Source organism: Luteibacter sp. CQ10, assembly GCF_040900725.1.
Lineage (GTDB): Bacteria > Pseudomonadota > Gammaproteobacteria > Xanthomonadales > Rhodanobacteraceae > Luteibacter.
This window is the reverse complement of sequence record NZ_JAEUYM010000002.1, coordinates 146340-167276: the sequence shown is the minus strand read 5'-3', so window position 1 is coordinate 167276 and position 20937 is coordinate 146340. Positions and strand designations below refer to the sequence as shown.

The following is a 20937-nucleotide window of genomic DNA, read 5'->3' as shown; positions in this document are numbered from 1 at the left end:
CCCGCAAGGGGCCCTTTCCCCAAGGGTCACGGCGTCAGCCTGATCCGTTCGATGCGCAGCAACCCGCCACGCCACACGATGCCCTGCAACTCGTTGAGTTCGGTGGCGCGGTAGTTCAGGACGGTCTCGAAGCCGGCTTTCTCGTAGCGCATCGCTCCGCGGGGACCATTGAAACTGAAGGTGCGCATTTCGGAAAAATCCTTGTGTTTCAGGAAGCCGATGTGCGCGTCGGCGCCCAGGTCGTTCATGGCCAGCTGGCAGGTCACCGAGCCATAGGCGTGGCGAAAGAGCAACAGGCAGTCGTTCTCGATGCGGTGCACGCCGGTCAGGGCGTAGGTCTCGCCTTGGGGCCCGTCCACGGGCTCGATGAAGGCGCCGTGCTTGCCGGTGACGATCATCAACTCGCCGAGCAGGGTGACTGAGTTGGCCTCGATGGCTTGAACATCGGCCTCGGTGAACCGGATATCGACCTCTTCTTTCCCCAGCATGCCCAAGGGCTGGGCCATGTGATCGAGAATCGATGGTTTTTCGGCGAGCCGTCGTTGCCGCAGGTGCGAACGCGATGCGTCCGGTTTGCGACCGGTTCCGACGCCGGTGGTGGCGGATTGGCTTTTGTATGCGTGCATGGCCGGTAGCGACGTCATGTCGCGATTCTCCTTGTGACGAGCCATCGGGTACCGGCCGAAGCTCCGTTTTCCCAGTTGGCTCGATCCTATCGGGGTTGGCAATATGTCTTTCGTTATAGGGGGCATCGGGTGGCGATGGCATGGACCTCCTTCGAAAGGCGGGTCCGGGCGCGGCGCCGTGTCGCGGTTTTATCGTCACGAGCCGTCGGGACGCGGCAGGCATGCCGTCTCAGGTCACGGCACGCGCGGCCTGCCGGCGAGCAGCGGTTGCCGGTCCTGCACCTGACGGGGATATGCGATAGGGGATGGACGCGAATCGTCGATCATCGTGCTGCTCCTTGCTCCTGTCGATGGGGTCGAACGGCCCGTCGCAACGGAACCCGACGGGCGGCGTCGCGCGCCACCCTTTCCCGGTACGCGCGGTGGTCAGCATAGTACGGCGGGCATCGTTCGCCAGCCCATGAAAAAAGCCCCTTTCCGTCACCGGAAAGGGGCCTTGTCATGTCGCTTGCCGGAACGGCGTGGCGTTTTCGTTATTCGCCGATCGTCAGCAGCGAGGCGTTGCCGCCCGCGGCGGTGGTGTTGACGGTGAGCGTGCGCTCGCCGGCGAAGCGCAGCAGGTAGTGCGGGCCGCCGGCCTTGGGGCCCGTGCCCGAAAGGGCTTCGCCGCCGAAGGGCTGCACGCCGACCACCGCGCCGATCTGGTTGCGGTTGACGTAGCAGTTGCCGACGCGGGCGTGGCTGGCGATGTAGTCGACGGTGTCGTCGATGCGGCTGTGGATGCCCAGCGTGAGGCCGTAGCCGGTCGCATTGATCTGTTCGACCACCTGCGCCAGCTCGGACGCCTTCCAGCGGATCACGTGCAGCACCGGGCCGAACACTTCACGGGTGAGCGTGGCGAGCGAGGGAATTTCGTAGGCGCGCGGCGCGAAGTACGTGCCGTTCGCGGTGCCCTCGGGCAGCGGTACTTCGGCGATCTTCTTCGCCTCGCGATCCATGCGCGCGGCATGGTCGACGAGGATCTGGCGCGCGTCGTCGTCGATCACGGGGCCCACGTCGGTGGAGAGCAGGCCCGGGTCGCCCACCTTCAGCTCGGCCATGGCGCCGGCGAGCATCGAGGTGACCTTGTCGGCGATGTCTTCCTGCACGAACAGCACGCGCGCCGCGGAGCAGCGCTGGCCCGCCGATTGGAAGGCCGAGGCGATCACGTCCTTGACGATCTGCTCGGGCAGCGCCGAGGAGTCGGCGATCATCGCGTTCTGGCCGCCGGTTTCCGCCACCAGCGCCGCGATGGGCGCGTTGCGCGCGGCGAGGGCACGGTTGATCGCCCAGGCGGTTTCGGTGGAGCCGGTGAAGGCAACGCCGGCCACGCGCGGGTCGCGGGTGAGCGCGGCGCCGACGGTGGCGCCGTCGCCGGGCAGGTATTGCAGCACGTCGGTCGGGATGCCGGCGGCATGCAGCAGCTTCACCGCGGCGTAGCCGATGAGCGAGGTCTGCTCGGCGGGCTTGGCGATCACCGCGTTGCCGGCGGCCAGCGCGGCCGAAACCTGGCCCAGGAAGATCGCCAGAGGGAAGTTCCACGGGCTGATGCACACGAACACGCCGCGGCCGTTGAGGAAGAGCTGGTTGCTCTCGCCGGTGGGGCCGGGCAGCTGTTCGGGCTGGCCGAACAGGCGGCGTGCCATGGTGGCGTAGTAACGCAGGAAGTCGGCCGCCTCGCGCACCTCGGCGATGGCGTCGGGCAGGCTCTTGCCGGCTTCGCGCACGCACAGCGCGATGAACTCGGCGCGGTTGTGCTCCAGCTGCTCGGCGGCGTGCTCGAGGATGGCGGCGCGGCTGGCGGCCGGCAGGCGATCCCAGCCCGGCTGCGCGGCGACGGCGGCCGTGAGCGCGCGATCGACCAGCGAGGCATCGGCGTTTTCCACCGTGCCGATGATGCGGCGGCGGTCGGACGGATCGGTGACCTCGGCTCGGGTGCCGGAGGGAGTGACGCCGGCGACCAGCGGCGTGGCGCTCCACGGGCCGCTGTGGCGGTTGACGGCGTCGGCCAGCTCGTTGAGCTCGTTGTCGTTTGCGAAGTTCATGCCCATGGAGTTCTTCCGGAGTTCGCCGTAGAGATTGACCGGCAGGGGAATGCGGGGGTGGGGGATGGAGGCGAAGGCGCGCACCGTTTCGCACGGATCGGCCACGAGGTCGCGCACCGGTACCGACTCGTCGACCACGCGGTTGACGAAGCTGGTGTTGGCGCCGTTCTCGAGCAGGCGGCGCACCAGGTAGGGCAGGAGGTCTTCATGGCTGCCCACCGGCGCGTACACGCGGCAGGGCACGTTGAGCTTGTCCTTGCCGATCACCTCGGCGTAGAGGTCGGCGCCCATGCCGTGCAGGCGCTGGTTCTCGTACGGGCGGCCCTTCGCGATGTGGTGGATGGCCGCGATGGTGTGCGCGTTGTGCGTGGCGAACTGCGGGTAGATGAGGTCGCTGCCGGCGGCGAACAGGCGATGCGCGCAGGCGAGGTAGCTCACGTCGGTGTTGGGCTTGCGCGTGTACACCGGGTAGCCGGACAGGCCGTTTTCCTGGGCGCGCTTGATCTCGGCGTCCCAGTAGGCACCCTTCACCAGGCGCACGAACCAGCGGCGGCCGGTGGCGCGGGCCTTTTCGGTCACCCAGTCGATGACGAAGGGCGCGCGCTTCTGGTAGGCCTGGATGACGATGCCCAGCCCGTTCCAGCCTTCGAGCGACGGGTGCGCGAAAACGTCGCCGATGATGTCCAGCGAGAGCTCGAGGCGATCGGTTTCCTCGGCGTCGACGGAGAGCGCGATGCCGTTCTTGAAGGCCAGCTGCGAGAGTTCGAGCAGCTTGGCGCCCAGTTCGGCGCGGGCGCGCTCGCGGTTGGCCACCTCGTAGCGCGGATGCAGCGCCGAGAGCTTCACCGAGATCGACGGGGCTTCGAGATTATTTGCGAACGGGCCGCGGCCGCCGAGGGCGTTGATGGCGTCGCGGTAGTCCTGCTGGTAACGCTCGGCCGTGGCCTGGGTGAGCGCCGACTCGCCGAGCATGTCGTACGAATAGCGGTAGACCGCGTGTTCCTTCTCGGCGGAGCGGTCGAGGGCTTCCTTGATCGTGCGTCCCATCACGAACTGGTGGCCCATGATCCGCATGGCCTGGCGCACGGCCAGGCGCACCACCGGCTCGCCCGCGCGGCCGACGAGGCGGCGCAGGGCGGAGGTGAAATCCCTGCGGGTTTCCTCGGCGAGGTTCACCAGGTGGCCGGTGAGCATCAGGCCCCAGGTGGAGGCGTTGACGAACACCGACTCGCTCTGGCCGAGGTGTTTCTTCCAGTCCGCCTCGCCGAGCTTGTCGCGGATGAGCTTGTCGGCGGTGGCCTTGTCGGGAATGCGCAGCAGGGCCTCGGCCACGCACATCAGCAGCACGCCCTCTTCGGAGGAGAGGTCGTACTGGCGCATGAACGATTCGACGGCGCTCTGGTCCTTGGCCCGCGCGCGCACGCGCGTGACCAGCCCGGCGGCCACGTCGATGACGTGCTCGCGCTCGGTGGGCGGCAGGCTGGCCTGCGCGAGCAGGTCGTTCACGGCCTCGGTTTCGTCGCGCAGCCAGGCGGCGGTGACGCGCGCGCGCGCCGGCTCGGCGCCGGTCGGGAGTTCGGGACGGAGAATGGACGGATTCACTGGGTGGGATCGAGGGACGGGGGAGACCGCGCATTGTAGGGGAGGGCGCGAGTTCGTGCGTGTTGCCGTGCGGCATGCGCCTGCCTGCGACAATCCGCCGCCTGGCAACCTTGCCGCATCCTGACTACAGCCCTATCATCCGGATGTTCCAGGCACGCCGGACTTCCATGATCGTGCTTCGACCGACCGCCGCGGGTCAGCCGCGCGTGTTGTGGCTCAGGCCCAACCGTGCGCTGGACAAGCGCGGTCTGCGTCGACTGATCCTCGGTCTGGCGGCGATCGCCCTGGCGACGGCGGCGTTCGGCGCATGGCAGGGGAACGTGTTCGCTCCCGTGTTCGCGCTGGTCGAGGCTTTCGTGGTGGGATTCGCGCTTGGCGCGGCCTGGCGGGCCGGCGACAGGGGCGAGCGTATCGCCGTGGGGCCGGATACGCTGGAGGTTCGCGCCGTGCCCGGTCGACGGGTCTCGCGTTTCCAGACGTATTGGGTCAGGGTAGGGTTGGTGCAGGGGAACGGGCGTCAGCGCCTGCTACTCAAATCGCATGGCAACGAGCTGGAGATCGGCGCCTTCCTTGGGGAAGAGGAAAGGGCCGAAGCGTCTAAGAAACTCATGGTGCTGCTGTCCGAAACGCTTGGCCAGACGCGCAGGTAGGTTCAACAAAGGTGCAGACATGACATCTGGTGGCATCGGACGATCGGTTTCGGCATGGGTGTTGGGAGGCATGGGGGCCTTGGCGAGTGGGCTGGCGATGGCCAATCCCGAGCCGAATCAGCTGAACATGACCAAGGGCGTGAGCGAGTGGTCGCCCTACGCGATGCACATGGTGGCCCTGTGGGTCTGCGTGGTCATCGGCGTGGTGGTCTTCGGCGCGATGTTCATCGCCATGTTCCGCTTCCGCAAATCGCGCGGCGCCGTCGCCGAGAAGTGGTCGCACAGCACCAAGCTCGAAGTGGTCTGGACGGTCATCCCCGTCATCATCCTCATCTTCCTGGCCCACCTCGCCACCGGCGGCCTGGTGACCTTCGCCGACACCACCGGTTCGGAGATGACCGTCAAGGTCACCGGCTACCAGTGGAAGTGGCGCTACGACTACGTCGACTACAAGGGCAAGGGCGTGAACCAGGTGGGCTTCATGTCCAAGCTGGAAGAGTCGTCCGACCGCACCCGCCAGCTGCGTTCCAACCTCGATCCGGAAAAGGTCCAGGTCGACGGCTACAAGACATACCTGCTCGACGTGGACAAGCCCCTCGTCGTGCCGGTCGGCACCAAGATCCGCTTCGTGATCATCGGCGGCGACGTCATCCACTCGTGGTGGGTGCCCGCCCTCGGCTGGAAGATGGACGCCATCCCCGGCATCGCCAATACGGCGTGGACCAAGATCAAGGAACCGGGCGTCTATCGCGGCCAGTGCGCCGAGCTCTGCGGCCAGGACCACGGCTTCATGCCGATCGTGGTCAAGGCGCTGCCCAAGGCGGAATTCGAGCAATGGCTCGCGTCCCAGGAGGACGAGGCGAAGGCCAAGGCCGCGCCGCCCGCGCCTCCCGCCGCCGCCCCGGCCACCCCGAACGCTCCCGCCCCGGCCCCCCAGGGTTAATCGAACACGCATTCGTCTTAGGTAGAGGTGCAAGGCCATGGCGCACGAAGCCACCCACGACCACCACGATCATCACCACGCCCCGCAGGGATTCTTCCAGCGCTGGGTGATGTCCACGAACCACAAGGACATCGGCACGCTTTACCTCATCTTCTCGCTGACGATGTTCTTCATCGGCGGCGCGTTCGCGATGGTGATCCGCGCCGAGCTGTTCAAGCCGGGCATGCAGCTGGTGCAGCCGTATTTCTTCAATGAAATGACGACGATGCACGCGCTGGTGATGATCTTCGGCGCGATCATGCCCTCCTTCGTGGGCCTGGCGAACTGGATGATCCCGCTCATGGTCGGCGCGCCGGACATGGCGTTGCCGCGCATGAACAACCTGTCGTTCTGGATCATGCCGTTCGCGTTCATCCTGCTGCTGTCCACGCTGTTCATGCCCGGCGGCGGCCCGGCCGGCGGCTGGACCATGTACCCGCCGCTGTCGCTGCAGGGTGAATCGATCGCCTACACGATCTTCGCGATCCACCTGATGGGCATCAGCTCGATCATGGGCGCGATCAACATCATCGCCACCATCCTCAACATGCGCGCGCCGGGCATGGACCTGCTCAAGATGCCGGTGTTCGTGTGGAGCTGGCTGATCACCGCCTTCCTGCTGATCGCCGTGATGCCGGTGCTGGCCGGCGCGGTGACGATGCTGCTCACCGACAAGTACTTCCACACCAACTTCTTCAATGCCGCCGGCGGCGGCGACCCGGTGCTGTTCCAGCACATCTTCTGGTTCTTCGGGCATCCCGAGGTCTACATCATGATCCTGCCGGCGTTCGGGATCATCTCGGAGATCATCCCCACCTTCGCCCGCAAGCCGATCTTCGGCTACCGCGCGATGGTGTTCGCCATCGCCTCGATCGCCTTCCTCTCGTTCATCGTCTGGGCGCACCACATGTTCGCCGTGGGCCTGCCGATGGGCGCCGAGATCTTCTTCATGTACGCCACGATGCTCATCGCGGTGCCCACGGGCGTGAAGGTGTTCAACTGGGTGTCGACGATGTGGGGCGGCTCGATGACCTTCGAGACGCCGATGCTGTTCTCGATCGCCTTCGTGATCCTCTTCACCATCGGCGGTTTCTCGGGCCTGATGCTCGCCCTGGCCCCGGCCGACTTCCAGTACCACGACACCTACTTCGTCGTGGCCCACTTCCACTACGTGCTGGTGACCGGCGCCGCGTTCTCGATCATGGCCGCCGTGTACTACTGGCTGCCGAAGTGGTCGGGCCGCATGTATTCGGAAACCTGGGGCAAGATCCACTTCTGGTCGAGCGTGATCTCGGTCAACGTGCTGTTCTTCCCGCAGCACTTCCTGGGCCTGGCCGGCATGCCGCGCCGCATCCCCGATTACAACGTGGCCTTCGCCAACTTCAACATGATCAGCTCGATCGGCGGCTTCTGGTTCGGCGCCTCGCAGCTGATCTTCCTGGGCGTGGTGATCCACGGCGTGTTCTTCTCCAAGAAGAAAGCGGCCGACCGTTCCTGGGAAGGCGCCAAGGGCCTGGAATGGACGGTGCCCTCGCCGGCGCCGCACCACACGTTCGACGTGCCGCCGGTCATCCACGACGACGAGCTCGCCCACGGCAACACGGAACACTGACCGATGTCCGACGCGACGCACGACGAGGTCGAGGCGCGCCGACGGCGCGCCCGCCGCACCGCCCTCATCGCGGGCGGATTCGCGGTGGCGGTGTTCGTGCTGTCGATCGTGCAGATGCTGAAGATCTAAAAACGCGCTCATCCACGGGAACACACCATGGGTCACCAGCAACAAGACGCTTACTTCGTACCGAGCAAGAGCCAGTGGCCGATCGTCGCCGCCGTCTCGATGTTCATCACGGTGTTCGGCGCGGCGCATTGGCTCAACGCCGAGCCCGGCGATGCCGGCTTCGGCAAGACCCTGTTCTGGATCGGCGTCGCCGCCATCCTGGGCATGTTCTTCGGCTGGTTCCGTTCGGTCATCAGGGAATCGCTCGCCGGCAGCTACAACGACCAGGTGGACCGCTCGTTCCGCATGGGCATGATGTGGTTCATCTTCTCCGAGGTGATGTTCTTCGGCGCCTTCTTCGGCGCGCTGTTCTACGCCCGCATCTTCTCGGTGCCCTGGCTGGGTGGCGAAGGCCACGGCGTGCTCACCCACCAGTTCATCTGGGAAAACTACAGCGCCGCGTGGGGTGCCTCGGGCGGCGGCGGTCCGGAGAAGATCGGCGGATCGTTCCAGACCATCGAAGCCTGGGGCCTGCCGCTGCTCAACACGCTGATCCTGCTGTCCTCGGGCGTCACGATCACCATCGCCCACCATGCGCTCAAGGCGGGCCATCGCAAGGCCCTGCTCATCGGCCTGGGCGCGACGGTGCTGCTGGGCTGCACCTTCCTGTTCTGCCAGGCGCACGAATACGCCGAGGCCTACGAACACTTCAACCTCACGCTGGGCAGCGGCGTCTACGGTGCCACGTTCTTCATGCTTACCGGCTTCCACGGCATGCACGTGACGCTGGGCACGATCATGCTGGCGATCATCTGGGTGCGCTGCGCGCAGGGTCACTTCACCAGGGACAACCACTTCGGCTTCGAGGCCGTGGCATGGTACTGGCACTTCGTCGACGTGGTGTGGCTGGCGTTGTTCCTTTTCGTTTACGTGCTCTGATCCAACGACGACCCGCCGAAAGGCGGGTTTTTCGTCCGGGGAGAAGAGCCGCACCACGGTCGTCGCGAAACACGGACGCCTTGCGCCAGAGCAGGCCATCAGCGCCCCGCCCATCGAGCAACCTGGCGTCCATCGGACAACCACCGGCAACGATCGGTCGCCATCGCATGACGCGTGACGGCGGCCACCGTCACCCCAATGCGGCGATTCACCGACTGACCGCGTAGGCCCGCACCGAGCATTCTTCTCCGCCTCAATCACGGAGAGCGCTCCCATGCCCAAGCCAAGCTGGCTCATTCCCTTCGTGGCCTTCACCGGCCTATGCTCCATCCCGGCATCCGCATCCGCATCCGCATCGACGCCGCAGGTCGCGGGCGATGCCTCGCTGCTGCCCTCCCTGACGGCAGCCAAGTACCGTGCCGTCGGCAAGCTGCAGGCCGCCTCATCCTGCACGGCCACCCTGGTCGCGGGCTCGGATGCGCCGTCGTCCACGGCGGCCGCGCTGGTGCTCACCGCCGGTCATTGCGTCGGCGGCGAGTTCGACGCGAACGAGGTGTGGGTGGATCGGGCCGCGCGCGAACGCTGGCATTTCACCCCTGCGTATTTCAGGGACAACCAGGCCGCGCACCGAGACATCGCCGTCGACCGTGTGCTCTATGCCACGATGAAAGGCGTCGACGTCGCCGTGCTGAGACTGCAAGCCACCTATGGGGAGCTGGCCGCGATGGGCGTGCGTCCGCTGACGCTGGTCACGCGCCCGCAGAGCGAAGGCCTGCCCGTGGAACTGGTTCACGTACCGGTGAACGGCGTCGCCGATGACGAGCGCTTCCTGCGCCTGTCGCGTTGCGTCGCCGGCGGCAAGGCATCGATCTTCGAGGGTAACCGTCCCTGGTACTGGCCGACGGCGTCGATGACGCGGTGCGCGGGCGTGGCCGGTGGAAGTTCGGGCGCGCCGGTGCTGCTCGCCGACACGGCGGGTGTATTGGGCGTCATGGGTACCCAGGTCGATCCCTCGCTCCTGGGCTGTGGCCTGAACCGCCCCTGCGAAGCCACGAACGGCCCTGCCTTCAGCCGCGAAGGGGCGAACTACTTCCATCCACTCATGGCCGTCGCGAACGCCCTGCGGCCGGACGGTGGATGGGACGACAGCCAGCTCGACAAGGGCGATGGCGTGGCGATCGAGCGTTCCGTGCGCTGGACCACGAGGAGCCAGGTGAGCGAAGGCGAGCGCACGGTGCCCGCGCGTTGGGGCCTTCGCATCGCCGACGGCACTCGTTGGATACGCTACAAGACCGGGCCGGCAGCCACCCTGGACTGCGATGTCGCCGATGGCTACGGTGTCGCCATGGACGCGGCCGCGCAGCCGTTGGACAGGCTGGCCGTACCCTCGCCCGAGGGTGTCTACGCGATGTGCGTGATCGGCCGTCACGATGCCGGCTCGGCATGGCAGCGCGCGCCGCACGCCACCCGCATCCTGCGCCAGATCGACGACACGCCGCCCACGGCCGGTCCGATGATCGTGCCGTACGGCAAAACGGAGGATGCGTGGCTGGTTTACGGAAAGAACCGCTCCTACGAGACCACCCGGCTGGAGATCAAGTACGGCCCGCGCGATGCCACCGACTGCCGGTCGTTCGAAGGTTATTTCGTACCGCGTTCGTTCTGGGAAACGCTTCCGACCGCGAAGGGGCCGTGGCGCTTCTGCGCACGTGGCTGGGATGACGCGGGCAACGCGTCGCCGTTGACGGAGCGCGTTTTCGAGAAGTGATCCAGGGGCTCGTCGCATCGCCTGTATGGATCGAGGGCGACGCGACGAGCGACGTGCGAGGTGCGGACGGCATGCACACCACTGGCCCGGCGTGGTGCATGGCCACGCCGGGTCAGGTCCTTCCCGTACCGCTCGCGGCTACGTTGCTTCGTACCTTGTTCAAGTGTCTTGACGTGCTTCCCGTTCAAGACCTTTGGATAGCTCATTCCGCCACCTCCGCATCACGAAGGATGTCGGCGACGCGTGCCTCGATCTTTTTCCAGTCCGGCAACATGACCCGGAGGTAGCTGGCACTAGCCATAGCCTTGTACTGTGGCAACAGGAACTCGTGCCTGCATACCGCACGGCGTTGACCCGTTTCAGCATCCATCAGTCGTCGATCGACGACCTTGACGCCATCGGGCCGCAGGCGCGTCGAGCACGTAATGAAGGTGAGCGGGACGCCATCCTTGCCTCGGCGCAGGAACCAGTCCTCGCCCCATTCGTTGACATGAATGACGGCCTTGCTGTTCGGGCCGAACTCCTTGGTGTAGTAGGCCTTCTGTCGTTCGGTGTCGAGGTAGTAGGGCGTTAGCCCAAATCGCGGTTCGCCTTGGATACGCATGTCCAGGTTATGAGCGGGATTGTTGCGGATGTAGGGGCTGGCTTCCTTGCCATAGCGAAGGTGGTGAAGCAGAAAATTATTCGCCTCCTCGTCGCTCAGTCGGTCGAAATAGCTCACGATGATTGGTATCGACGAAATGAAGTCATCGTTGTCGTCGTGGAAATTGACCCCCAAGGGATACGGTTCCAGCGTCGGCCAGCGCAGGGCGATGCCGAACATGATGCCCTTGTAGCTGAAGCCCTCCGGTCCATTGAAAACGTTCACCGGCAGACGGAAACGATGCGGGCCGAGCTTGATGACGTGGGTAGGAACGGTAGGCGTCGATGCATCGGCCAGGCGTGCCGTGGAGGCCGGTTCGGCGGGTGTCGCGGTGGCGACGGCGAGCGAGGCCAGCAGGGCGGCGATGGGTAGGGATGGGGTCATTGGCTTTTCTTCGTGGGGCACGGGGCGCGGCAGCTAAGCGGCGACCTGCGCGCCTACGCCTCTCGCCGGATCGAAGTGCATGGTTGGGGAAAACCCTGGCGCATCATATGCGCATGGTGGGCCCGGCATGTTGCACGGCCATCTGCCGCTGGGCTTCCATCGCCATGGCCTGCTGGTCGAACTGTTGCGCCAGGTCCAGGCTCTGTTCCTTCGGCGGTGCGGAGGTAAGCAACTCCACGTCCACCCAGGGGCCGTGGTTGATCGCTTCGCAAACGATGCGATCGTCATGGATCTGTACGCTTTCCAGTTGCGCCGGCCGCCGGATGCCCGCCTGCCGTGCCTCCAGGGCGACCTCGGCGACCTTGTCGTCGGAGACGTCGAAGGGCAATTGGTGACGAAGCGTGGCGTACAGCGGATCGTCGCCGGGCTTGGGCATCGAGACGGTGGGCCGCGTGTCGGCCAGGGGATGGGGGGAGGCGACGAGCTTGCCCGGATCGTCGGGTGCGAAGGCGTCGCGGGCGGCCGCGCGATCCAGGCGAAGGCGATAGGTGTCTTCCAGCTGGCGCAGCGTTTCCGGATCCTTGACCTCGCTGACCGATCGCATCAGGTCGGAGGACATGTAGGGGATATGCACACGCGTCCAATCGCCGTGGCCGTCGCGCACGTGGTAATGCCTTTGGGATCCGACGATGTCGGGCGGAAGATGCGAGCGTTCGCCCATCGCCGTGACGTAGGCCGAGGTCATGTCGGCGAAGTATTCGGCGCCGTCGCGCCATGACATGCTCCTGTTATCAATTAGCTCCCAAACCGTGTCCTTGAAGCGCTCCAGGCCCACCACATCATTGCTTAGCAGGCTGGTCCACATCTTCTCGGCTTCGTCCTCGCCGTGGGTGCGAGCCGCTTGGAGGAGCTTGCGTGGGGTCCATGCGTTGGGGTCGACGTTAATGTTGTTGAATGCCTTGTCGTGCGCCTGCTGCACACGCAACACCGGTAGGTTGAGGGCGTGGCCGTATTCCCCCTTGTTGACGAAGGCTGTTCGGTAAGCGAGGTCTCGTCGGATAAGGTCAATCCCGAAGTTGTCCCAGTCACGCTCGGTCAGGGTTCTTTGATCGTGCTCGCGTGCATAGGCGGCGGCATAGGCATTGGCCGTGGCGCCTGGCATGTTGTCATTACGGACGACGCCCAGGGCCAGTTCGCCGTAGCCGTCGTTGCCTGGAAGTTGGGCCAGGTAGTTCCAGTACAGTTCGCGATTGCCTCGATCCGCGTAGTACTGGAGGACGTGAATGTCTTTTTCGTTCAAGCCTTTCGAAGTCGTCATTCGGTCACCTCTGCATCACGAAGGATGTCGGCGACGCGTGCCTCGATCTTTTTCCAGTCCGGCAACATGACCCGTAGGTAGTCGGCACTGACCATGGTTTTGTATTGAGGCAGCAGGAACTCGTGCGTGCACACCGCACGGTGTTCCCCCGGCTTACCATCTACCAGTCGTTGACCGGTGACAGTGACGCCGTCGGGCCGCAGGCGCGTCGAACATGTAACGAAGGTGAGCGGGACGCCATCCTTGCCTCGGCGCAGGAACCAGTCCTCGCCCCACTCGTTGACATGAATGACGGCCTTGCTGTTCGGACCGAATTCCTTGGTGTAGTAGGCCTTGAGTCGTTGGGTGTCGAGGTAGTAGGGCGTTAGCCCAAATCGCGGTTCACCCCGGATACGCATGTCCAGGTTATGAGCGGGATTGTTGCGGATGTAGGGGCTGGCTTCCTTGCCATAGCGAAGGTGGTGAAGTAGAAAATTACTCGCCTCCTCGTCGCTCAGTCGTTCGAAGTAGCTCACGATGATTCGTACCGACGAAATGAAGTCATCGTTGTCGTCGTGGAAATTGACGCCCAAGGGGTACGGTTCCAGCGTCGGCCAGCGTAGGGCGATGCCGAACTCGATGCCCTTGTAGCTGAAGCCTTCCGGCCCATTGAAGACGTTCACCGGCAGACGGAAACGATGCGGGCCGAGCTTGACGACGTGGGTAGGAACGGTAGGCGTCGTTGCAGCGGCCAGGCGTGCCGTGGGCGCGGCTTCGGCGGGTGTCGCGGTGGCGACGGCGAGCGAGGCCAGCAGGGCGGCGATGGGGGTGGGCAGGGTCATCGGTTCTCCTTCGTGGGATGAGCGTGGCGTCGTCGGATGTCGCGACGGGGCGGTGACGACCGGGCAACGCACGGGCGGCCAGAGCAGGGGCGAAAAAACCGCCTGCTTTCCCGTGCGAAGCCGGCGCAAGGCGGCGCGGTACGTGTCGGTGGTGAGCCGCTCGCCGTAGTGGCCGTGGGCGGTGAGATACGTGCCCAGTGCATCGATGTCCTCGGCCAGGCCGGATCCGCGGCCGGGACCATGCCAGGCCACGAAGCGGAAGCGTCGGGCGAAGACCTCGGCGTTCTTGCCGTGCATCGCGAGCAGACCCTGCATCGACACCGCCGTCGCCAGGCAACGGCGCACGGGCGGCAGGACCGGAAGCAGGTCGAGGCCGTGGACGACGAGCGTGGGCGCCTGCCGCCACGGCCATAGCAGCGCGTGCAGCAACGGCACGACTTCGGCCCGGTGGGCGTAAGGCACGGTGAGGAACACGGTGCCTTGCAGCGGTCGGGAGGGGCCGCGCGTATGCGCGTCGAGCACCGGATCGAGGAAACGGGCCAGGGGCGGGCGCAGCTGCTGCGCGACGAGGGCGAGCGCATCGTCGTCGACGCGCCGCCACGCGGTGAGGTCCGCGCGCGTGTCGGGGGTGAGCCCTGGGATGACCGCCAGGCGATCGAGCGTCGCGTGGTTCAGTGGCAACCGTGCCAGCCGCGCAAGATCGCCCGGCGCCGGCGTCGCCGGGTCGCCCGCGTGGCGCAGGGTGTCGTTCACCACGCCGAGCAACGCACGGAACGCGAGTTCGATCAGGCTGGTGATGAATGGCGTACCGCCCGGATACCAGGAGGCGACAAGCGATGTAACCGCTTCGCGATGCACGCCATGGTCATGACACATCGCCGCCAGCGGGTTCCACGGCATGCCACCGCCGAATGGCGCGATACGCTGCACGGGACCGTGCCCGGCGCGCCACGCCGCCGCGGCGTCGTGCAGCTTGCCCTCGATGTCCACGACCAGCATGGGACCTGCCTGGTCGCGCAACGCAGGCAACAACGCCGCGAAAGCCCGTGGATAATCGGGCGCGACGATCAACAGCGACGCGTCTGACGGGAGGCGTCCCGACGAGGCACGCGGCCAGACCGTCTTCAGCGCGGACATGCGCGCGAAAAGCGGAACGCGCGGCGGACGAACGCGGTAGCCGCGCCACCACGCCGTGCCGACGATCGCGGCCCAGGCCAGCGGGGCGGCGACCAGCCCGATGCCGCCGGCCCAGCGGATGCGACCGGCATGGGCGGCGAATGCCGGCAGGTCGATGGCCTGCCAATACGCCCAGGCCAGGCCGAAACGCAGTTCGTCAAAGGGCAATCCCAGCGACAGCAGGATGGCCATGCCGGACAGATACGGGGCGATTCCTAACGCACCCAGGCCTCCCAGGCCCGCCCCGAGGTGCTTCCGATGCAGCGTCATTGCTCATTCCAGAAAAACGATCCATCACGGCAGGTTGGCAGGCCGTGGCGACGCTCGGATCACTCTTCGTTGGAAATCAGGACGTTCAGGACATTCGCTCACGGCGAAGGTCCCATCTATCCATGAGGAATTTCGTGGCTGGTGGGCGGTTTACGGGGTGGAAGCGAGGCTTTCGCGTGGATTGACGCGGGATGCGCCGGCACCGATTGCCGCACCGCGCCTTGGCCCCCGGCGGTGGCGCGCTAGAATTGTCCGACGCCGTGGGGATGCAGCCAGCCCATGAAGATGCCCAGCGCCACCATGGCGATGAGCAGCAGGGACAGGCCGATGCGACGGGTGAGCGCCCAGACGGTGCGCTTGCTCTGGCCTTTGTCGGTCATCATGAAGAACAGGGCCTGCCCGAGGTTGAACAGCACCACCAACAGCAGGATCACCAGCGCGTATTTGTAGATGGTTTCCACGTGATCGTTCCGCCCCATTGCGACAATCCGAGTATAGCGGCGGGTACGAGGCTCATTGCATGAGCTTTTTGCGCCGGCCCACGTGGTTCGCTGTCGCACTGACCGTGGCGGGCGTGCTGGCTTTCGTGCGCCTGGGCGTCTGGCAGCTCGATCGCGCGAACGAGAAGGAGGATCTCCTGCGGCGCTATGCCACAGCCGCCGCCGCGGGCGTGGAGACCTTCGGCGACATCCCGGAATCGCCTCCCGTCGACCGTTATCCCAGGCTGGAGCTGCACGGCCGCTACGTGCCCGGGCACGCTTATCTTCTCGACGACCAGTCGCATGGCGGCCAGGTCGGCGTGCAGGTCTACGTGCCCTTCGCGCCACGCAAGAGCGACCGCCTCGTGCTGGTGGGCCTGGGTTTCCTGCCCAAGGAGGCCGGCGCCAATCCCCATCTGCCACCGTTGCCCACCGGCGACACCGTGCTGCGCGGACTCTACGTGCCGCCGCCGGGCGTCGGCGTTCGGTTGGGCGGCGACCGCCTGCCGGAGCAGCGGGGCGCCGAGAAGACGATGGTCTACGTCGACCTCAAGGAGATCGGCGTCGATCTCGGGCGGGTGCTGTATCCGCGCGTGCTGCTGCTCGATGCCGATCCGGGTGCGCTCTACGCGCGCGACTGGACGCCCGCCGTGATGCCGCCGGCGCGCCACCGCGCCTATGCCTTCCAGTGGTTCACCTTCGCGATCGCCGCCGTGGTGATCTTCCTCGTCCTCCACCGCAAACGACGCCCACCGACGGACCGATGACCGAATCCAACGCCACCTCCGCACGTCCCGGCAGCGGCCGCCTCAAGCTGGTGCTGATCATGCTCGTCTTCCTCGCGCCCATCGTGGCGGCGGGCATCCTCACGCTCAGCGACTGGCAGCCCCAGGGCCACGGCAACGGCCAGCCGATCGTGCCGCAACGCAGCCTGGCCAACGTGCGCGTGGACGTGAACGGCACGCCGTGGGCATGGCGCGACAGCGAACCGCGGCTCACCCTCGTGGCGCTGCCGGGCCCTGGTTGCGCGGCGCGTTGCGTGGCCACGCTCGGACTGATGCGCAACGCGCGCATCGTGCTCAACCGCAACGCCGATCGCCTGCGCCTGCTCTACCTGGGCACCTCGCCGCGGAACGCTGCCGATGTGATGGCCGCCTACGCGCAGGGCGACGACCGGAGCGGTGCATTCGATGAATTCCGTCCGACCGAACCCGACACCGTGTCGGCGGTGCTGGTCGAATCCAACGCCACCGCGCTCGCGTGGTATCCCGCGGGCTTCGATCCGAACGGCTTGCGCAAAGACCTGCAGAAGGTGATCCGCTGATGTCCCCCCGTGCCGTGAAAGCCCTGCGCCGCCTGGCGCTGCTGGCCGCGCTGTTCGCCTTCTGCGTCGTGATGTTCGGCGCGTTCGTGCGCCTGTCCAACGCCGGCCTGTCGTGCCCGGACTGGCCCACCTGCTACGGCAAGGTCACCTGGCCCGGCCATGCGCAGGACATCGCGCAGGCCAACCAGGCGTTTCCCGATCGTCCTTACGAAACGCACAAGGCCTGGCGCGAGCAGGTGCACCGTTTCCTCGCCGGGAGCCTCGGCGTGATGGTGCTGGCGATCGCGCTGATCGCGGCGTGGCGACGTACGTTGGCCGTCGTCGCGGTGATCGCCTCGGCCGTGTTCGCGGCCGCGGGCGTGGTGCTGTATACGCGCGGAGAGCATACGGTGTCGTCCGTGCTGTCCGCGCTCGCCATCGCGCTCCCGCTGCTCGCCGCGGCCACGTTGGACCGGCCCGGCGCATGGCGCATCGGTGTCGCCACGCTCGCGGTGATCATCTTCCAGGCCATGCTGGGCATGTGGACGGTGACGCTGCTGGTCAAACCCATCGTCGTCACCGGCCATCTCCTGGGCGGCCTGGCCACGTTCGCGTTGCTGGCCTGGGCCGCGCTGCGCTGGTGGCGGGTCGGCACGGTCGACGATCGCTACGCCGCGTTGCGGGGTCCCGTGGCGATCGGCATCGTGGTGCTGGTTTGCCAGATCACGCTGGGCGGCTGGACCAGCTCCAACTACGCCGCGCTCGCCTGCGGCGTCGACTTTCCCAAATGCCTGGGCCAGTGGTGGCCCGCCACCGATTTCCACGAGGGCTTCGTGCTCTGGCGCGGCATCGGCGTGAACTACGAAGGCGGCGTGCTCGACATGGCCGCGCGCAGCGCCATCCAGATCGCCCATCGTATCGGCGCGCTGGTGACATTCTGCTATCTTGCCTGGCTCACCCACCGGCTGGCCCGCGCCGGCCTGCGCCGTGTCGGCATCGCCATCGGCGTGGTGCTGGTGGCCCAGGTGCTGCTGGGCATCGGCAACGTTCACCTGGGCCTGCCGCTGCCGGTCGCCACGGCGCACAATGGCGTGGCCGCGCTGCTCCTGTTCACCCTGCTTGCGGCCCTGGCCCGCACGCAGCGGCTGCCCGCAACGAGAGAGATCCTTTGAACACCTTTCGCCAGTACCTCGAACTGACCAAGCCCCGCGTGGTCGCGCTGCTGGTGTTCTGCGCCGTCATCGGCATGTTCCTCGCCGTGGACGAGAACGGCGAGCGCATGCTGCCGGGCTGGCACGCGGTGGTCTTCGGCACGCTGGGCATCTGGCTCGCCTCGGCCTCGGCGGCGGCGTACAACCATCTCATCGACCAGCGCATCGACCGGCTGATGGCGCGTACCTCGCATCGCCCGCTCGCCACGGGGCAACTCACGCCCATGCAGGTGTTCGTCTTCGCCACCGTGCTGGGGCTGGTGTCGATGGCGATCCTGGTGCTGCTGGTGAACATGCTCACCGCCGTGCTGACGTTCTTCTCGCTGATCGGCTACGCGGTGATCTACACCGCTTACCTCAAGCGTGCCACGCCGCAGAACATCGTGATCGGCGGCATCGCGGGGGCGGCGCCGCCGGTGCTGGGCTGGACGGCGGTCACCGGCTCGCTGCACCCCTACGCCCTGCAACTGCTGCTCATCATCTTCGTGTGGACGCCGCCGCATTTCTGGGCGCTGGCGATCTTCCGCGTCGACGATTATTCGCGCGCGCAGGTGCCGATGCTGCCGGTGACGCACGGCGTGCGTTACACGCGCTGGCACATCTTCTTCTACACCGTGCTGCTGTTCCTGGTGACCCTGCTGCCGTTCCTCACGGGCATGAGCGGCCTGATCTACCTGCTGGGCGCGGTGGTGCTCGGCGCGGGATTCCTCTGGTACGCGGTGAAGCTGTTCAATCCGCCGGACGAGCTCTTCGCGATGAAGGTGTTCAACTACTCCATCGTGTATCTGATGGTGTTGTTCGCCTTCCTGCTCGCCGACCATTGGCTCGTGGAGCCGATGGTGCATCCGGCGATCCGTTTCGCGCCGGTGGTCTGAGGTGGCGTGATTCGCCATTACGACTTCGGTAGGAAGCGCGCTACCGAAGGGGTGGGAGCCGATCGTATCGGCGAATCCTACAAGGCCGAGAGCAGCCAGTCCGCGACCGCGGCCGGCTGCTCCAGATGCAAATGGTGGCCCCCGTCCCGATGCGTCACCGTGATATCCGCCACGCAATCGATCCGCACCTGCAACGCGTCGGGCTCGAGGTAAGGCGCATGTGGCCGCGCCAACAGCAACGACGTCGGCGCCGCCAGCCCCAGCAGCAACGACATCACCTGCGTCTCCGCCAGGCGGATCGCCGTCGGTTTCGACAATCGCGGATCGCTGCGCCAGCTGTAGCCGCCGATCACCTCACGCAAGCCGCGCTCGACGATGGGTTTGGCCAGTACGGCATCCAGGCCGCTCACCGCCGCGCGCACCTCCACGGCCTCGTCGACGCTGCCGAACACGCGCAGCGGACGGTGGTTGCCGCGGCCCGACGCCATCGCCTCGCGATAGCGATCGAGCGTGCGCGAGCCGTCGTCGCCGAGCGGTCCCAGCCCTTCGATGAGCGAGAGGTGACGGATGCGCTCCGGCGCGGCCACGGCCAGCATCGTCGCCACGCCCGCCCCCAGTGAATGGCCGAGCAGGTGGAATCGCGGCAGGGCCAGCGCCTCGACCGCGGCCAGCACGGCGCGCACGTAGTCGGCGTGCTGGTACACCGCGCTCGGCGGCAGGTGCTGCGAATGACCGTGGCCCGGCAGGTCGATGGCGATGACGTGGAAGCGTTCGGCCAGGCGTGGCGCGAGCAGGGCGAAGCTGGCCGCGTTGTCGAGCCAGCCGTGGATCGCCACGAGCGGCGGCGCATCGGGTTCACCCCAGGCCAGGGCGGAAAGCTCCAGGCCGGGAATGTCGAAGCGCAGCTCACGCACCCGCGTTCACCCGGCGGGCGCGTTCGCGCGAGGCGGCCAGCGACGCCGCTGCCGCTGCGGCGTCGTAGTCGGGAGCGAATTCCGGCCAGCCTTGCGTATGGCGCAGCACGAGTCCGGCCAGCGCATCGACATGGGCGCCGTCCGCGTTGAGGCAAGGGATGTAGCTCAGTTCGCCGCCGCCCGCCTCGCGGAAGAATTCCGCGTTCTGCATGGCGATTTCCTCGAGCGTTTCCAGGCAGTCCACGGCGAAGCCGGGGCTGACGACGTCGAGGCGCTTGACGCCTTCGCGGCCGAGCGTGCGCACGGTTTCGTCGGTATACGGATGCAGCCAGCGTTCGCGGCCCACGCGCGACTGGAACGCCAGCGGCGCCTCGTTTTCCGAAAGGCCCAGGGCGTCGCGCAGCAGCCGCGCGGTGGCGTGGCACTGGCAGAAATACGGATCGCCGGCGCGCAGGTAGCGCTCCGGGATGCCGTGGAAGCTCATCAGCAGCTTGTCGCCGCGGCCGTGGCGTTCCCAGTGGGAACGCACGCCGGCGGCCAGCGCGGCGATGTAGGCCGGGTCGTCGTGGTAGTCGTTGACCTGCCGCAGTTCGGGCGGCCAGCGCAGGCCCTTGATCGTGTCGGCCACGGCGTCGAAGACGCTGCCGGTGGACGTGGCCGAATACTGCGGATAGAGCGGCAGCACCAGCAGGCGGCGCACGCCTTCGCGCTGCATGCGCGCGATGGTCTCGGCCACCGCCGGGCGGCCGTAGCGCATGGCCAGCTCCACACGGATCGGGCCGGGGCGGCGCTGCGTCAGCTCGGCCTGCAGCGCCGCGGCCAGGGCTTCGCTGCCCACGCGCAGGGGCGAGCCCTGTTCGGTCCAGATGCGGGCGTAGGCGTGGGCCGAGCGCTTGGGGCGCACGCGCAGGATCACCCCATGGAGGATGGCTTTCCATAGCAGCCGGGGATACTCGATGACCCGGGGGTCGCCGAGGAATTCCGCAAGATAGGGGCGCAAGGCCGCCGCCGTGGGTGCTTCGGGTGTACCGAGGTTAACCAGCAGGACGCCGACACGGGCGGGAAGGTCATGGGAATGGCCGGCAAGGCCGGTATAGTTTGGCGTACCTGGCATCGGCGTCGGCGTTCGCGGGGATCGCCGCAGTCTGCCACAGCGCGGCGCGGCGGGCTCG

General features: G+C 66.7%; 18 protein-coding genes. 10 read left to right on the top strand and 8 right to left on the bottom strand.

The features are described from left to right. Positions 1-26: 26 nt before the first annotated feature. A complete protein-coding gene (locus JNG39_RS09625) occupies positions 27-752 on the bottom strand; it encodes a hypothetical protein (protein ID WP_368311050.1) in 726 nt (241 codons plus the stop codon). A 407-nt stretch (positions 753-1159) separates the two neighbouring features. Next, positions 1160-4312 carry a bifunctional proline dehydrogenase/L-glutamate gamma-semialdehyde dehydrogenase PutA gene (gene putA / locus JNG39_RS09620; protein WP_368311049.1) on the bottom strand — a complete coding sequence of 1051 codons (3153 nt, stop codon included), beginning with the start codon at positions 4310-4312 and terminating at the stop codon, positions 1160-1162. Positions 4313-4479: 167 nt separating this feature from the next. Between putA and JNG39_RS09615 the strand changes: the two genes are divergently transcribed. From JNG39_RS09615 to JNG39_RS09590, 6 genes are all read left to right on the top strand, one after another. Further along, positions 4480-4962, top strand: a complete 483-nt coding sequence (locus tag JNG39_RS09615) for a DUF2244 domain-containing protein (RefSeq protein WP_368311048.1) — start codon at positions 4480-4482, stop codon at positions 4960-4962. A gap of 19 nt (positions 4963-4981) precedes the next feature. Beyond that, positions 4982-5905: a cytochrome c oxidase subunit II gene (gene coxB, locus JNG39_RS09610; RefSeq protein ID WP_368311046.1), complete on the top strand. Its 924-nt coding sequence runs from the start codon at positions 4982-4984 to the stop codon at positions 5903-5905. Between the two features lie 37 nt (positions 5906-5942). Further along, positions 5943-7556 (top strand): cytochrome c oxidase subunit I, encoded by a 1614-nt coding sequence (gene ctaD, locus JNG39_RS09605; protein ID WP_368311045.1) that lies wholly within the window; start codon positions 5943-5945, stop codon positions 7554-7556. 3 nt (positions 7557-7559) lie between these two features. Next, positions 7560-7685, top strand: coding sequence for a hypothetical protein (locus tag JNG39_RS09600; protein ID WP_256452155.1), 126 nt, complete (start codon positions 7560-7562; stop codon positions 7683-7685). Positions 7686-7712: 27 nt separating this feature from the next. Next, entirely contained in the window at positions 7713-8603 is an 891-nt protein-coding gene (locus JNG39_RS09595; RefSeq protein WP_368311043.1) for a cytochrome c oxidase subunit 3, read from the top strand. 274 nt (positions 8604-8877) lie between these two features. Further along, on the top strand, positions 8878-10371 hold the full coding sequence (locus tag JNG39_RS09590) for a serine protease (protein WP_368311041.1): 1494 nt from the start codon (positions 8878-8880) through the stop codon (positions 10369-10371). Between the two features lie 202 nt (positions 10372-10573). Here the strand turns inward: JNG39_RS09590 and JNG39_RS09585 are convergent, their stop codons facing one another. From JNG39_RS09585 to JNG39_RS09570, 4 genes are all read right to left on the bottom strand, one after another. Continuing rightward, positions 10574-11419 (bottom strand): hypothetical protein, encoded by an 846-nt coding sequence (locus JNG39_RS09585; protein WP_368311040.1) that lies wholly within the window; start codon positions 11417-11419, stop codon positions 10574-10576. A gap of 82 nt (positions 11420-11501) precedes the next feature. Further along, positions 11502-12716, bottom strand: coding sequence for a hypothetical protein (locus JNG39_RS09580; protein WP_368311038.1), 1215 nt, complete (start codon positions 12714-12716; stop codon positions 11502-11504). Beyond that, on the bottom strand, positions 12713-14983 hold the full coding sequence (locus JNG39_RS09575) for a hypothetical protein (protein WP_368311036.1): 2271 nt from the start codon (positions 14981-14983) through the stop codon (positions 12713-12715). Before JNG39_RS09575 ends, JNG39_RS09580 begins: the two co-directional genes overlap by 4 nt. Before the next feature lie 242 nt (positions 14984-15225). After that, positions 15226-15462: a twin transmembrane helix small protein gene (locus tag JNG39_RS09570; RefSeq protein ID WP_186448276.1), complete on the bottom strand. Its 237-nt coding sequence runs from the start codon at positions 15460-15462 to the stop codon at positions 15226-15228. A gap of 41 nt (positions 15463-15503) precedes the next feature. Here JNG39_RS09570 and JNG39_RS09565 point away from each other — a divergent pair, with 41 nt between their 5' ends. The 4 genes from JNG39_RS09565 to cyoE are packed head-to-tail and all read left to right on the top strand — an operon-like array spanning position 15504 to position 18851. Next, a complete protein-coding gene (locus tag JNG39_RS09565; RefSeq protein ID WP_368311034.1) occupies positions 15504-16229 on the top strand; it encodes an SURF1 family protein in 726 nt (241 codons plus the stop codon). After that, positions 16226-16786 (top strand): hypothetical protein, encoded by a 561-nt coding sequence (locus JNG39_RS09560; protein ID WP_368311033.1) that lies wholly within the window; start codon positions 16226-16228, stop codon positions 16784-16786. Before JNG39_RS09565 ends, JNG39_RS09560 begins: the two co-directional genes overlap by 4 nt. Then, positions 16786-17937 (top strand): heme A synthase, encoded by a 1152-nt coding sequence (locus JNG39_RS09555; RefSeq protein ID WP_368311031.1) that lies wholly within the window; start codon positions 16786-16788, stop codon positions 17935-17937. The genes JNG39_RS09560 and JNG39_RS09555 overlap by 1 nt, the downstream gene beginning before the upstream one ends. Beyond that, on the top strand, positions 17934-18851 hold the full coding sequence (cyoE, locus tag JNG39_RS09550; protein WP_368311029.1) for a heme o synthase: 918 nt from the start codon (positions 17934-17936) through the stop codon (positions 18849-18851). The genes JNG39_RS09555 and cyoE overlap by 4 nt, the downstream gene beginning before the upstream one ends. Before the next feature lie 77 nt (positions 18852-18928). On the opposite strand, the gene JNG39_RS09545 is transcribed toward cyoE, so the two are convergent. Further along, entirely contained in the window at positions 18929-19765 is an 837-nt protein-coding gene (locus tag JNG39_RS09545) for an alpha/beta fold hydrolase (protein WP_368311027.1), read from the bottom strand. Then, on the bottom strand, positions 19758-20879 hold the full coding sequence (gene hemH, locus JNG39_RS09540) for a ferrochelatase (protein WP_368311026.1): 1122 nt from the start codon (positions 20877-20879) through the stop codon (positions 19758-19760). Before hemH ends, JNG39_RS09545 begins: the two co-directional genes overlap by 8 nt. Positions 20880-20937: the final 58 nt, after the last annotated feature.